The sequence below is a fragment of the Amycolatopsis sp. WQ 127309 genome (genome assembly GCF_023023025.1).
GTDB lineage: Bacteria > Actinomycetota > Actinomycetes > Mycobacteriales > Pseudonocardiaceae > Amycolatopsis.
Map to the genome: position 1 here is coordinate 9809168 of NZ_CP095481.1, position 13392 is coordinate 9822559.

Consider the following 13392-nt stretch of genomic DNA (forward strand, 5'->3'; position numbering starts at 1 on the left):
AGCCGGATTACCGCCGAGATCAGACGATGATGGCTCGCCGCTTGTTGTAGCGGCCAGTGCCAGTGCGTCGCGCCGCTCCCACTGCCCGAATCCGAGACCGTTGGAGTTGTTGGCGCGTTCCAAGGTGCCGGCGGCTCGTCGCCTGCGCGGCGAGGGAAACGGTGAGCACAGCGGAAAGCACGAGCGCGACAGGCGTCTTCAGGCGGGGCAACCCACCGCCGCCGGATGGCCCTCTCAGCGGCTTCCGGCAGAACACCCCGGTTCGTAACACCGGGGTGATCGACGTCGACTCCCGCCGGTGACCATGACAGGCACACCGAAGGAGCAGCGGTGACAAATCCGCGCGGGAGGACCACGAACCCCGGGTCGCGCGCGCAGCCGGTCAAGGGTTGGCTGGGGACGCTCGCGGACGTGCTGGCGGTGGTGACGGTCGTGGTCTCGCTCGTCCCCGGCGAGGACTGGCCGAAGAACTCGATCCTGCTGGGGGTCGCCACGGCGCTGACGGCGGGCCTGGCCGTGCCCGGCCTGCTGGGTGTGCGCCGCGGGGTGGTGGTGCTGGCCGCTCTCGTCGGCGTCGGTGTGGCGATCTGGGGTGCGGTGCACCTGCGGGGATCCGGCGGTGGCTCCACCGAAACCACGTCTGTTTCGACGACCGCCGCGGCGACGCCGCCCGTTTCGACCACTCCGCCCTCCGAGACGCCGCCGTCCAGGAAACCACCTTCCCCGACAACGTCCCCGCCCGCTTCGACGACCGCGGCCTCGCCCGGCTCGCAACGCCGGATCATCCTGCTCAAGGCGCAGGCGGCGGACCTGGACGCCGGACGGCAGGCGAGAGCGGGCGACCCCGCGGCGGACGTCTGGCTGGACAACAGCAGGTACTCGACCAGGTACCTGGTCACGCCCCTCCGCGGCGGGCTCGCCGAGTGGACCGGCAGCGGCACGCCAAGCGCGGAGGAGTGCGGCGAAGCACTGGACGGCGCGGCGGTCCCCGCCGTCGAGAGCACCACGGGCACGGCGTTCTGCGCCTCGACCTCCGAAGGCGGCGTCGCGTTCGCCAGGGTGACCGAGGAACGCGACGACGGCGTGGTCCTCGCGGTCACCAGGTGGTAGCGGGAAGGCGCAGGTGGCCCCGGGGTTACCCGATCGCGGGGAAGCCGGCCAGCAGGGACGTGACACCAGGCCACCACCCTCAGCTCGCCGACGAGCCGGCCGAGCCAGAGCCGTGGCCGCACGCTCGTCGACGTCCGGACTGAGCCGGTGTACAACCCGCACCCGGCCGCGCTCAAGCCAGCGACGCAGTCCGGCGCGCCGCCGCACACCCGGGCCGGCCACCGAAACACCACCAGGCCGAAGCACCACCTGCAGCGGTGAGCCCGGAGCGGCCGGTCCTCGCGCGCGCCGTCCGCCCCGGCCCCAGGCGGCCGCTCGTTCGGCCGCCGCTGGGCGGCGTCGTACTCGGTGCCGCTAGCACCCGGTCCTTGGTAAGCCAGCGTGGCCGCGTGGACCTCCTGCTGGTGGGCGAGGGGTGCGCTCACGGTTGTCGAGGTCGGCTTCGGTGGAATGCTGGCGTCGCCAAGACAGGTACAACGCAACGACGCCGCCGCTGCCCAGCCCGATACTCAGTCCGATCTTGAGTGCATCGAGCCGGTTGGATACGAGTTTGTGACCGGTGAGTCCGGCGGTCGCCGGCCACCACAGCGCCACGACCGCGGCCATGGTCAGAACCGCGATCACGGCCGCGGTCAGCCACATCGTCCTCGGCGACAGTTCCGGCAACCGTCCCGGCCGGTCAGCTGCGACGGGCGGCGGTGGCTCGGGTGACGAAGTCGATGGTGTGGCGTCGTCGGTCATGTTCGTCTACGTCGCAGGGGCCGACCCGGATGTTGCAGACGTCCTCGGACGGGAACTGGTCAGATCTGGTCATGACCGGTAGCGCACAAGTGTGCCGGCACTGCGGGAGCCAGCCCGGCCGCGGCGGCAGGTGGGCGCTGATCGACCCCCTCGACCGAAGCGCAGGTCACCGAAGGTCACGTCCAACGGCGCCGCTTGCCGCTCGTGGCGGCCCCGCCCGTCGTCCGGGCCGGCGTCGGGGTGATCCAGCTGCGGTGGGGAGCGACGATCTACGGCCAGGTCGAGCTGTCGGTGTGCCCGATCGACCGGCGCGGCCTGCCTGAAAGACCGCAAGATCTCGTCGACCGACCCGGACACGGGGAAGACGACCTTCACCCACGACGCAGCCAGCCGACTGCTCACCACCACGGACGCCCGGAACCGGGTAGTCCGCTACACCTACGACAGATGCGCGGTCAATGACCGTCCTCACCCGCCGCCAGTCCCGGTACCGCCTCACCCGGTTGACAACAGTCGACCGAATACTTCCTCCACAGCAACACGGCACCCTACGGGAGGGTGCTGATGCGTTCCGCCCATCGTCGCGCCATTTCGAAATCTATTGGCTCATTAATCTCAGGCGTGGAAAGCTCGAACAGAACCTGCTTCAAGAGATTCTCATACCCTTCCAGCAGTCCGACGTCATCCCGCCCAGCAAGCGCCTCTGCCCATACTTCGACGTCTTTCTCCGTAAGCGCACCGGACAGGTATTCCCGAAGAAGTCCGATCACGTGCGCGGGCGTCAACGTGACGAGATCTTCTTCGCCGTCAAAACCGAAACGCGATAATTCACGAACAGCATCAGAAACTGATTTGCGCAGTTCAAGGATATCCAGAAGAGCCACGGCCCGATCTCGAGCGTTCACGGACAGCCTCCTGTCATCTTGTCCTTGACGTGAGCGACGGATCCATCAGGAACAACCGTTGTCTTCAAGTATCCGATCGTGCCACCTGAAGCGTCAACCGTCTTCGTGTAGTTGGCATGCGAACCTGGCACTCGCCCAGGCACCTTCGCCTCGAACTGAACTGCACCATTGGCACCACGGGTGATCACCGTTGGCTCAGCACCAGCCGGCAATTTCTTCTCGTAGCGTTTCAAGTTCCTCAGCTGCTCCGGACTCAGATCGTCACGACTCAGGGTTTCGCCATCGTCGCCATCGTTATGAACGAGGATCGGGGTGTTGCCGACTAGTACATAGTATGTGTGGACGCCTTCGATGGTCAGGTTGTAGGTCCGGTTGGTGGCAGTGTAGCGATGCACAGCCTTCACGGCGATCGGGCCGCCACCTGGCGTGGCCAGATGGTCACCGGCCTTCAGATCGGAACGACGATTCCCGACCCTGACCTTGTCGACACCCGCTGTTGCGATTCATGCCCGCCGAACCCTTGTTCGAAACGCGAATCGGAAGTGGTGTCACGAAGATTGTGTCCCGACCACCTCGGAAGTGACCATTCCTGCTCCTGCGCGCGACGCGCCAGACGTTCTCGCTGGGGCACGACGACGTACTTCGGATCCCTCGTCGACTCGACCCCGGCCGCGTAGACACCGAAGCGGGCACAGAGGCCGGACGCCACTTCAGCCGCTCCCGCGATGACTCCGGCGGCCCGGTTGCGCCGCGCGGCCAGTGACAGGGCCGCGCCGTGGCGGTCAGCACCCTCGCGACTCTGAGCAGCTTCCCGGCCCGGCTGGCTCAGCGCTCGATCATCTGCATCTGCTCGTCGGTGTGGTGACCTCCCAGCCAGCACCGGCGGGGCCTTCTACGATCGCAGCGCGGTGATGCTTCGCTACACAGTCACAGATCGGTCGAACGTCAAGCACCGATCAACCGGAGGTCCGGCAGTCTCAACCTCAGGCCGAGCCGAGCAGCTCCAGCAGGATCCGCTGCAGCTCGGCGCGGTCACCCGGCGCGATCTTCGCCAGCCGGCGGTCGAACTCCGCCGCCAGTGCCGCGAGCGCGCGGGTGCGGGCCGCTTCCCCGTCGGAGGTCAGGACGAGCCGGTGGCGCCGCAGGTCCGCGTCGTCGATTTCGCGGCGCATGAACCCCTTCGCGACGAGGTTGCGCACGTACACCGTCACGCTCGCCTTCGGGATCACCAGCGCCGTCGCCAGCTCGGCCGGGTACGGCGACGCCGGGACCTCGGCGAGCACGAAGAACTCCTTGGGATCGAGCCCGAGCGCGCCGAACTCGCCGCTGCAGGCGTCCAGCACGACGGTCAGCAGGCGGTGGTTCAGCGTCCACAGCTGGGCGGCGTCGACCGGCACGCGGCTCTCCTCAGATGGTACAGTTCGGAACTAGTTCAGTTTCGTACTAGCAAGGTCATCGAACGAACTCTACGCGAAAGGTGGTCACCGAGTGCGCCAGCACCTGACGATCCCCCGCGGGCCGATCGAGCTCGCGGCCGACCTGCACCTGCCCGACGACGCCGGCCGCGAGCCGCTGCGCGCGGTGGTACTCGCCACCCCCGGCAGCAGCGTCAAGGAACAGATCGGCGCGAACTACGCCTCCCGCCTCGCCGCCCGGGGCATCGCCGCGCTCGTGTTCGACCCCGCCCACCAAGGGGCGAGCGGTGGCGATCCCCGCGATCTCGAAGATCCCTACCGCCGCGGCGAAGACATCTCCTACGCCATCGACGCGCTCGACACGACGCCCGGCATCGACCCAAACCGCATCGGCGTCCTCGGCATCTGCGCCGGTGGTGGCTACCGTGCACACCGCCCGCACCGACCACCGCATCAAGGCGGTCGGCACCGTCGTCCCGAGCGACATCGGCGCCGCGTTCCGCAGCTTCCAGCCCGACGGCCCGGCGGCCGCGCTGGACGCCATGGCCGCCGCGCGCACCGCCGAGAACCGCACCGGTCACGTGAACCGCGACACCTGGCTGCCCGACACCCTCGACGACGCACGAGCCGCCGGGATCACCGACCTCGACACCACCCAGGCGATCACCTTCTACCGCACCGAACGCGGCCGCCACGAGAACTCGACCAACCGCCGTCTCTCCCGCGGCGACGCGCTGCTGCTGGGCTACGACCCCTTCCACCTGGTCGACGAGCTCATGACCCAGCCCCTGCAGGTCGTCCTCGCCGGCCGCCTCGGCACCACCGGCTCCTACGAAGCCGGGATGAAGCTCTGGAAACTGGCACCCAACCCCATTGACCTGATGGTGATCGACGGCGCCGGCCACTACGAGATGTACGACGTCCCCGAATACGTCGACGCCGCCGTCGACCGACTCGCCGCTTTCTACACCGATCACCTCTGAGCCGGTTCGGGGTTCGTGCACATCCGGTTTTTCGACTCGCCGACGCCGCTGCCGTCGAGCTTGTAGCAGAGGTCCAGGCCGAGCCGGTGGCCACGCAGGCTGACGGCGCGCTTGCCGGCACCAGGTCGGACCGGGACGAGGTCGCCGAACCCGCTCCGCCTCGACCAGGGCGGATTCCTTCGCCGTACGCTCCTCCGGCGACCGGCTAGGGGCCGAACCAGACAACTGCGGCTGCGACGGTGATGAGCAGGAGCCCGGCCCCGGAGACCAGGACCGCGGTGCGGAGGTCGTGGGCTACGCGGCGGGCGGCGAGCCGGTCGTCGAGGATCAGGTCCTCCGCGGTGAGCCGCCGGGGGCGGGACGGGAAGCCGTTCGCGGCGCGGGTGGCGAGGAAGATGCCGGCCGCGGTGGCCACGACGGCGGCGAGCATCAGCACCCCGATGGCTATCTGGGTGCCCGTGCGGTGTCCGGTGAGCGGGGTGCGCCCCGACACCAGCGACACCGTCAGGATCACGGTGACGAAGCCGGCCAGGCCGGTCCGCCACTGCTCCCCCTGCTTACGCACGTGCTCCAGTTCCGTGCGCCGGAGTTCCTGCAGCCGTTCGGCGCGCCACCGGGTCAGCGCGGTGCTGACCGGGCCGCACTTTGACCGTCATGCGCCGTCCCATTCCACCGTGAGCCGCCAGGAGCGGCCGCAGCCCGTCTTGCCGTCCGGAGCGTCCTCGTGCGAGAACGCGCAAGCGCAGATCACCTCGATGTCCAGTGCCCCGTCCGATGCTGCGCCGCGCACGAACTCCACGGGTTCGATGTGGACGGTCGCACCCCCGCACGCGGGACACGGTCCGGTGACCTCGATGTCGATGGGGCGCACCTCGTCCGGGTGCAGCACGACCTCGGCGGTGGTCGCCGCGATCTCGTTGAGCCGGAGGGAATACGTCACCTCGTAGGCGAGCGGATCATGGTCGGTCATCGGCGGTCTCCGAATCGCCATCATGAAAGCGATTTCTCATCTAGTCGTCAATCACCAACGTCCGAATTTAGAAAATGATCGATTGACACGCATCCAAGCCCGGATATCAACACCGAAGGCTTTCGCATCCAGCGTGTGACCATCGGCCGTGAAGGGTCTCGACCACTCCTCTTCGGCCTTCTCCCAGAGGTGTTATGCCTACCACGCGCAGTGACACCCGCTCGAAGAAGATCCAGTTCTTCGCCAACCGGACGGACGCGCGCCCATCGAGTTCACCGCGCCAGTGCGCGGCACGCCCGCATCCGGCGTATTCCGGTCGGCAGCTACCGGCCGGCGCCGCCGGAGGACGGCACGGGCGGGTTTCTCGCTTTCGAGGACGATCGCCGCGGCTCGGCGGCCGCTCGGCGACCGGAGAGGCCGACCGCTCCGCCGCCCGTACGGAGTTCTGGGTTCCGGACCGGGCGAGCCGATTTCGGGCGCCGTACCCCCAGGCGGCACCGGATCCCGTCGTCAGCAGGTCTTGCGGTTGCAGCCGCCCTGGTCGGCCGGGACGACCTGCTTGTCACGCTGGACGACGCTGATCTTGCCCTTCCACGACCCGCACGCCTTGCTCAGCCCGGAGTTGCCGCACTCGATGTCGACCACGTGGTTCCCGAACGGGGTCCCATAGTCGAAGCCCGCGGCGAGCGGCGGGAGCCTCACCGCGGCCGACGACGACCCCGCCGTCGCCGGCAGACCGGCCACCGTGAGCGCGGCAGCGGTAAGGGTGGTGGCAGTGAGGGTGGTGGCGACCAATGGACCACGCAGCCGGAGTGTCACGGCGCCGAATCAGCCCTGGGCTCAAACCACTGTCACGCGCACCCCCGCGGCACGCAGCACCGCGACGTTCTCCTGGCCGGCCGACGCATCCGTGATGAGCTCGTGGACTTCGCCGATGTCGGCGATCCGGGCCAGCGTGCGCCGGCCCAGCTTGCTGCCGTCGGCCACGACCACCACCCGCTGCGCGCGGCTGAGCATGGCGCGGTTCGTCCGCGCCTCGTTCTCGTCGTGCGTGGTGATGCCGCCCTCCGCGTCGATCCCGTCGACGCCGATGAAGGCCGTGCCGATGTTGATCGACGCCAGCACCTGCTCCGCCCACGGCCCGACCAGCTCGTAGGACCGCGGCCGCGACACCCCGCCGACGACCACCAGCTTCACCCGCGGGCGCAGCACGATGTCCATCGCCGTGTTCAGCGCGTTGGTCACCACCGTGAGGTCCAGGCGGTCGGGCAGTTCCTTCGCCAGCTCCCCCGTGGTGCTGCCGCCGGTCAGCCCGATGACGTGCGGCCCCGCGGGCAGCCGGCGGACCGCTTCCCGCGCGATCGCGCGTTTCGCGTCGCGCGATCGCCCCTCCCGGTAGCGCACCGGCAACTCGTACGCAACACCTTGGGCCAGCGCACCGCCGTGCGTCCGGGTGAGCAGCCGCTGGTCTTCCAGCGCGGTCAGGTCCCGGCGCAGCGTGGCCTCGGAGACGCCGAACCGGCGCGCCAGGTCACCGACGTGCAGCGAGCCCGTCTCGCTCAGTTCGCGCAGGATCTCCGACATCCGCTCGGAGCGGGAAGTCCGACCTCGTGGACGCTCGTTCACCAGGGGAACGGCGACGTCAGAAAGGCTCATGCCTGCACATTCTACGGCCGTTTCGAACAAATTCGAGCACCAAGAACCGCGGAACCCAGCACCCCCGCACCGGTCCGCTCAACGTCCACACAGGACACCCGGGTTGCCGCGCGGCGGAGGTCCAGGTCAGGTGCTGAAGCGATCAATCGATCAGCCGGCGGAATGGGGTCCCGGTCGATCTTCGACGCGACGAGCGTCACTCGGGTTCGCACCCGCAAACGAACATGCGCGATGTTCATTTGACCGCGAATGCTTGCTTGCCACGCACCCGCGACGTACCAACAGGGGACCCGCCGATCGGACAGGAACCGGGAAGCGCTTTCCGAATCGTCGTCGCACACCCTCTCTTCGTGACGCTCGAACTCTCGACGTCACATCCACCTCGTGTTCCGCCGGAACCGGCCTCGACGTCGAAAGGTGATGTCCTTGTCAGTGCAGGAGAAGCAGCCGGGCCGCAGCCGCACGGCCGGCGAGATCCGGCAGCAGCCCGATGCTTGGCGACAAGTGGCGCGGACGGTGGCCGAGGCGCGGTCCGGCATCGACCGGCTGCTCGGCGAGGCTCTGGCCGACCCCCGCGCCCGGGTCGTGCTGACCGGGGCGGGCACCTCGGCGTTCGCCGGCGAGGTGCTGGCGCCGGACCTGGCCCGGCACCTGGGCCGGCCGGTCGAGCCGATCGCGACGACGGACATCGTCGCCGACCCGCGCTCGGTCGTCGTCGCCGACCGTCCCGTACTGCTGGTGTCGTTCGCCCGCAGCGGTGACAGCCCCGAATCCGTCGCGGCGGCGGACCTGCTGGGCCGCCTCGCCCCGGCCCTGCACCACGTCGTCGTCACCTGCAACGCCTCGGGCGCGCTCGCCCGGCAGTGGTCGGACACCAAGAACGGCGTCGTGATCGCGCTTCCCGACGCCCTCAACGACCGCGGGTTCGCCATGACCTCGTCGTTCACCGGCATGGTCCTGGCCACTTTGCTGGCCTTCGGCGTGGACGTCGACGTCGAAACCGCGGCGGACGCGGCCGCCACCCTGCTCGACACCGCCGAGCACCGCGCCGCCGCGATCGCGGCCACCGAACCGGCCCGGCTGGTCTACCTCGGTTCCGGGGCGTTCAAGGGCTTGGCGCACGAAGCCGCGCTCAAGTGCCTCGAACTGACCGCCGGCCGGGTGGTCGCGGTGGCCGACACCCCGCTGGGCTTCCGCCACGGCCCCAAGTCCGTCCTCGACGAGGAGACCATCGCGGTCGTCTTCCCGTCCGGCGATCCCTACACCCGCGCCTACGACGACGACATCACGCGGGAACTGGTCGCTTCCCTCGGCTCGGACCGCGTGCTGGTCATCGGCGCGGAAAGCGAATCGGGTGACGCCCGGACGTGGCCGATCCCCGGTATCGCCGGACTTCCGGACGCCGCGCGCGCGATCGTCGCCGCGATCCCGGCACAGTCGATCGCCCTGGCGTGCGCACTGGCCCGCGGCCTGCCACCCGACAACCCCTTCCCCGGCGGCGAGGTCAACCGCGTCGTCCGGGGCGTCGTCATCCACGCGTTCCCGAACCCCGCGGAGGGCTGAGCCATGTTTCTCGGTGTGGACGGCGGAGGGACCAAGACCGCCTTCTGCCTCATCGACGCGGACGGCACCGTCCTCGCCGAAGCCCGGACGGCCGGGATCTACTACCTGGCCCAGGGAATCGACATCGTCGAACCGCTGCTCCGCCAGGGCATCGACGAAGTGTGTGACGTCGCGGGCACCAGCGTCCCGGATCTCGCGTACGCGTTCTTCGGCATCCCCTGCTACGGCGAGATCAGCGGCGACGTGCCGGTGCTCGACGAGCTGCCCCGGCGCATCCTGGGCGAGGTCGGCTACACGTGCGGCAACGACATGATCTGCGGCTGGGCGGCCTCCCTCGGCGGTGTCGACGGGATCAACGTCGTCGCCGGCACCGGCTCGATCGCCTACGGGGAGCACGCCGGGCAGCACTGGCGAGCCGGCGGCTGGAGCGAGCTGTTCGGCGACGAAGGCTCCGGCTACTGGGTGGCGGTCCAGGGCCTCGGCGCCTTCAGCCGGATGGCCGACGGCCGCCGGCCCGAAAGCGCACTGGCCGGGGAGATGCGCCGCGAGCTCGCACTGAGCACCGACCTCGACGCCATCGACGTCGTGATGAACCGCTGGCACGGCGACCGAGGGAAGATCGCCGGCCTCAGCAAGGTCGTCACTCGCGCCGCCGATGCGGGCGACCCCACGGCCACCGGCATCCTCGCCGACGCCGGGCGGGAACTCGCCCTCCACGTCGAAGCCGGAGCCCGCGCCCTGGGATTCGGCCCGGCGCAGGCCGTCCCGGTCTCCTACTCCGGCGGCATGTTCACCTCGGCGCACGTCCTGGCGTCGTTCCGCGAAGCGCTCCTGCTCGGCTCGCACGCCTACGACCTGCGCGAGCCCTTGCTGCCGCCGCACGTCGGCGCCGCCGTCTACGCCGCCCGGCTGGCCGGCCACACCATCGCACCCGGGCGGATCTCCGCCGGTCCGACCCTCGAGAGGTTGTCATGACCACACCGATCCGACGCGCCGGCTGGATCCCCTACGCCGGGCTCCTGGTGCTGTTCTGGGGCGTCTGGGGCGCGATCTCCAGCCTGCCGACGTCGCTGTACAAGTACCCCGACCCGATGGTCTACGTGATCTGGTCGATCACCATGCTCATCCCCGCTTACTTCTCCTTGCGGGGCCAGAAGATCGATCGCCGCCCGATCGCCGCGGTCTACGGCCTGCTGATCGGCCTGACCGGCGCCGGCGGCCAGCTGGTGCTGTTCAAGGCCCTCACCATCGGCCCGGCCTACATCATCTTCCCGATCGTCGCGCTCTCACCGGCCATCACCGTCCTGATGGCGTTCGCGGCCCTGCGCGAACGGCTCACCGCACTCAGCTGGGTCGGCGTCGCACTCGCCCTCGTCGCGATCGTCCTGTTCTCGGTCTCCTCCGGCGACGCCACCGACACGAACGGCACCTACCTCTGGCTGGCAATCCTGGTCTGCATCGCCTGGGGCGTGCAGGCGTACTTCATGCGCAAAGCCGCGGTCGTCGGGGTCAACGACGCCACGACCTTCGGCTGGATGACGATCAGCGGCCTCCTGCTGATCCCGGTCGCGCTCGTCATGATGGGTGGCCTGCCCCTGTCGTTCCCGTGGCAGGCGCCCGCGTTGACCGGCGTCACCCAGCTGCTCAACGCCGTCGGCGCGCTCTTCCTCGTGATGGCCATGAGCCGCGGCAAGGCCACGATCGTCGCGCCGATCACCAACGCCCTCGCGCCGGTCCTCACCATCGTCCTGTCGCTCATCCTGTTCCAGGCTCTGCCGACGGTGTTCCAGATCGCCGGGATCGTGCTGGCCCTGATCGGGTCGTCGCTCATGGTCTACAGCACGGAAAAGAGCGGTGAAGAGCCGTTGCCCGAGCCGCTGCCGACCACCGCCGCCGAGCCGCGCGAGCGTGCCACGTGAGCGCACGGATCCTGACCGTCACACTGAACCCGGCCATCGACGTCACCTACCGGGTCCCGCGGCTGGAGATCGGCGAGACCGTCCGCGTGCCGGGCGTGCGCATCCGCGCCGGCGGCAAGGGCGTGAACGTCGCCGCCGTCGCGCGAAGCCTGGGCAGCGACAGCCTCGTGCTCGGGCTGACGCAGATCCTGGAGCCGGACGAGTTCCGCGCCGGCCTCGACCGGCTCGGCCTGCCCCACCGCCTGGTCCCGGCACTGGACTCGGTGCGCCGGACCGTCGCGGTGGTCGAGGACGACGGCACCACGACGAGCCTGCAGGAACACGGCCCAGCCGCGGCGGCCGGCGCCGAGATCGGCATCCAGCGGGTCCTGCGCACCGAACTGGTGACCGGCGCGGGCGCGGTGGTCGTCTCAGGCAGCGTCCCGCCAGGCCTCGACGCCGACGTCCCCGCTCGGCTGGTGGCGCTCGCCACCGCGGTCGGTGTCCCGGTCATCGCCGACGTCTCCGGCCCGGCCCTGCGCGCGGTCGCGACGGCCGGGGCCGTGCTGATGCCCAACCGCGACGAGCTCGGCGAGCTGCTCGGCGCCCCCGTCCGCTCCCCCGGCGACGTCGTCGCGGCCGGCCGGCACCTCGTTCGCGACGGCGCAGCCGCGCTAGTGGCCACCCTCGGCGAAGAAGGCGCCGTCGCCGTGACCCCGGGCGGCGACTGGAGCGTCCGGCCCTTCACCCGGGTCACCGGAAACCCCACCGGGGCCGGGGACGCGGCCGCGGCGGCGCTGGCGCGGCACCTCGCCGCAGCCGGGGAAGTGTCGGGAGTGGACTGGCCCACCGCGCTGGCCGACGTCGTCGCGACCGCTGCGGCCGCTGTCTTGCGCCCGGTCGCGGGAGAAGTCGATCTCGAAGCACGGGCCACCTGGTTGGTCGCCCTCACCACGAAGGAGTCGGTGTGAAGACGGACGGCGCGAGCGTCTTCGCCGGGCTGCGCGCCGGGAACCGGGCGGTGGGGGCGTTCAACGCGATCCTCCTGGAACACGCCGAAGCGATCGTCGCCGGCGCGGAACAAGCCGGCCTCCCGGTCATCCTGCAGATCTCCCAGAACGCCATCCGCTACCACGGCTCGCTCGAACCGTTCGGCAGCGCGTGCCTGCACCTGGCCGCCGCGGCGACGGTCCCGGTCCTGGTCCACCTGGACCACATCGAAGACGAAGCCCTCGTCGACGAAGCCCTGGCGCTGGGCATCCCGTCGATCATGTTCGACGCCGCGACGCAGACCTACGACGACAACGTCGCCCGAACCCGCGCCGTCACCCAGCGGTGCCACGCGGCGGACTGCTGGGTGGAAGCCGAACTCGGCGCGATCGGCGGCAAAGACGGCGCGCACGCACCCGGCGTCCGCACCGATCCCGGCGAAGCCGCCTCGTTCACCGCCACGACCGGCGTCGACTCGCTCGCGGTCGCCGTCGGCTCTTCGCACGCGATGGCCGGGCGCGACGCCGTGCTGGACAACGAACTCATCGCCAAGCTGGCCGACGCCGTCCCGGTGCCGCTGGTCCTGCACGGGTCGTCGGGCGTCCCCGACGACGGCATCCGGAACGCCGTCGCCGCCGGCATCACCAAGGTCAACATCGGCACCCGCCTCAACCAGGTGCTCACCGGCGCGGTCCGCGCCACGCTCGAAGCACGCGCCGAGCTGACCGACCCGCGCAAGTACCTCTCCCCCGGACGTGACCGGATGCGCGACGAGGTCACCAGGCTCCTCGAACTCCCGGCTCGCTGACCCAGGCCGCGGCTCGGCGGCCGTGGCGCCTCAGCCAGGTGGCCGCGCTGCACCATCGTGCGGGGACGGAAATCAGGCGGTCGAGCATCCTCCCCCGACATGATTCGGTTGGCGAGACGTCAGGCAGCGGCAGATCGCGAACGGCACCTTCCGACAGTCGAGGCGGATCCCGGCAGGATCAGAGGCCGGAGGCCGGGTGACAATTCCCCGGCGCCTGTCTCGCAAAACCCCGACCGTGTCCCACGATTTCCCTCGCGTAACGAGCGGCACGTTCTCGATCGCCCGCCGCGCGTTCGATTATTTCCATCCGGCGATGAGTTCCGGAGTCATGACCGAGAGTAGTGCAGACGGCG

Annotated in this window: 17 protein-coding genes; 9 read left to right on the forward strand and 8 right to left on the reverse strand. The window is 69.9% G+C overall.

Annotation, left to right across the window (positions count from 1 at the left end):
- Positions 1 to 330: 330 nt before the first annotated feature.
- From MUY22_RS43085 to MUY22_RS49880, 3 genes are all read left to right on the forward strand, one after another.
- Positions 331 to 1110 carry a hypothetical protein gene (locus tag MUY22_RS43085; protein WP_247053254.1) on the forward strand — a complete coding sequence of 260 codons (780 nt, stop codon included), beginning with the start codon at positions 331 to 333 and terminating at the stop codon, positions 1108 to 1110.
- 559 nt (positions 1111 to 1669) lie between these two features.
- On the forward strand, positions 1670 to 1933 hold the full coding sequence (locus MUY22_RS43090; protein ID WP_247053257.1) for a hypothetical protein: 264 nt from the start codon (positions 1670 to 1672) through the stop codon (positions 1931 to 1933).
- A 252-nt stretch (positions 1934 to 2185) separates the two neighbouring features.
- A complete protein-coding gene (locus MUY22_RS49880; RefSeq protein ID WP_371827711.1) occupies positions 2186 to 2416 on the forward strand; it encodes a hypothetical protein in 231 nt (76 codons plus the stop codon).
- Here MUY22_RS49880 and MUY22_RS43095 read toward each other — a convergent pair.
- From MUY22_RS43095 to MUY22_RS43110, 4 genes are all read right to left on the reverse strand, one after another.
- A complete protein-coding gene (locus MUY22_RS43095; protein ID WP_247053258.1) occupies positions 2400 to 2756 on the reverse strand; it encodes a hypothetical protein in 357 nt (118 codons plus the stop codon). The genes MUY22_RS49880 and MUY22_RS43095 overlap by 17 nt on opposite strands.
- Entirely contained in the window at positions 2753 to 3160 is a 408-nt protein-coding gene (locus MUY22_RS43100; RefSeq protein WP_247053260.1) for a hypothetical protein, read from the reverse strand. The genes MUY22_RS43095 and MUY22_RS43100 overlap by 4 nt, the downstream gene beginning before the upstream one ends.
- A gap of 579 nt (positions 3161 to 3739) precedes the next feature.
- The gene (locus MUY22_RS43105) at positions 3740 to 4153 is read right to left on the reverse strand and encodes a MarR family winged helix-turn-helix transcriptional regulator (protein WP_247053262.1); all 414 of its coding nucleotides are present in this window, start codon (positions 4151 to 4153) and stop codon (positions 3740 to 3742) included.
- A 55-nt stretch (positions 4154 to 4208) separates the two neighbouring features.
- On the reverse strand, positions 4209 to 4604 hold the full coding sequence (locus tag MUY22_RS43110; protein WP_247053264.1) for a hypothetical protein: 396 nt from the start codon (positions 4602 to 4604) through the stop codon (positions 4209 to 4211).
- Between MUY22_RS43110 and MUY22_RS43115 the strand changes: the two genes are divergently transcribed.
- Positions 4597 to 5154, forward strand: coding sequence for an alpha/beta hydrolase (locus tag MUY22_RS43115; protein WP_247053266.1), 558 nt, complete (start codon positions 4597 to 4599; stop codon positions 5152 to 5154). The genes MUY22_RS43110 and MUY22_RS43115 overlap by 8 nt on opposite strands.
- 205 nt (positions 5155 to 5359) lie before the next feature.
- On the opposite strand, the gene MUY22_RS43120 is transcribed toward MUY22_RS43115, so the two are convergent.
- The 4 genes from MUY22_RS43120 to MUY22_RS43135 form a co-directional block, all read right to left on the reverse strand.
- Positions 5360 to 5719, reverse strand: a complete 360-nt coding sequence (locus MUY22_RS43120; protein WP_247053268.1) for a hypothetical protein — start codon at positions 5717 to 5719, stop codon at positions 5360 to 5362.
- Positions 5720 to 5806: 87 nt separating this feature from the next.
- On the reverse strand, positions 5807 to 6124 hold the full coding sequence (locus MUY22_RS43125; protein ID WP_247053270.1) for a hypothetical protein: 318 nt from the start codon (positions 6122 to 6124) through the stop codon (positions 5807 to 5809).
- A 510-nt stretch (positions 6125 to 6634) separates the two neighbouring features.
- Positions 6635 to 6868, reverse strand: coding sequence for a hypothetical protein (locus MUY22_RS43130; protein WP_247053272.1), 234 nt, complete (start codon positions 6866 to 6868; stop codon positions 6635 to 6637).
- Positions 6869 to 6964: 96 nt separating this feature from the next.
- A complete protein-coding gene (locus MUY22_RS43135) occupies positions 6965 to 7780 on the reverse strand; it encodes a DeoR/GlpR family DNA-binding transcription regulator (RefSeq protein WP_247053274.1) in 816 nt (271 codons plus the stop codon).
- A 432-nt stretch (positions 7781 to 8212) separates the two neighbouring features.
- On the opposite strand from MUY22_RS43135, the gene MUY22_RS43140 reads away from it, so the two are divergent.
- From MUY22_RS43140 to MUY22_RS43160, 5 genes are read left to right on the forward strand one after another with little or no spacing between them, the layout of a single operon-like run.
- Entirely contained in the window at positions 8213 to 9343 is a 1131-nt protein-coding gene (locus tag MUY22_RS43140; protein ID WP_247064401.1) for an SIS domain-containing protein, read from the forward strand.
- Positions 9344 to 9358: 15 nt separating this feature from the next.
- Complete coding sequence (locus MUY22_RS43145) at positions 9359 to 10318, forward strand: N-acetylglucosamine kinase (protein ID WP_247053276.1); 960 nt, start codon at positions 9359 to 9361, stop codon at positions 10316 to 10318.
- Positions 10315 to 11262, forward strand: a complete 948-nt coding sequence (locus tag MUY22_RS43150) for a DMT family transporter (RefSeq protein ID WP_247053278.1) — start codon at positions 10315 to 10317, stop codon at positions 11260 to 11262. Before MUY22_RS43145 ends, MUY22_RS43150 begins: the two co-directional genes overlap by 4 nt.
- Complete coding sequence (locus MUY22_RS43155) at positions 11259 to 12212, forward strand: 1-phosphofructokinase family hexose kinase (RefSeq protein WP_247053280.1); 954 nt, start codon at positions 11259 to 11261, stop codon at positions 12210 to 12212. Before MUY22_RS43150 ends, MUY22_RS43155 begins: the two co-directional genes overlap by 4 nt.
- Positions 12209 to 13039, forward strand: coding sequence for a class II fructose-bisphosphate aldolase (locus MUY22_RS43160; RefSeq protein ID WP_247053282.1), 831 nt, complete (start codon positions 12209 to 12211; stop codon positions 13037 to 13039). The genes MUY22_RS43155 and MUY22_RS43160 overlap by 4 nt, the downstream gene beginning before the upstream one ends.
- The last annotated feature ends 353 nt before the right edge of the window (positions 13040 to 13392 follow it).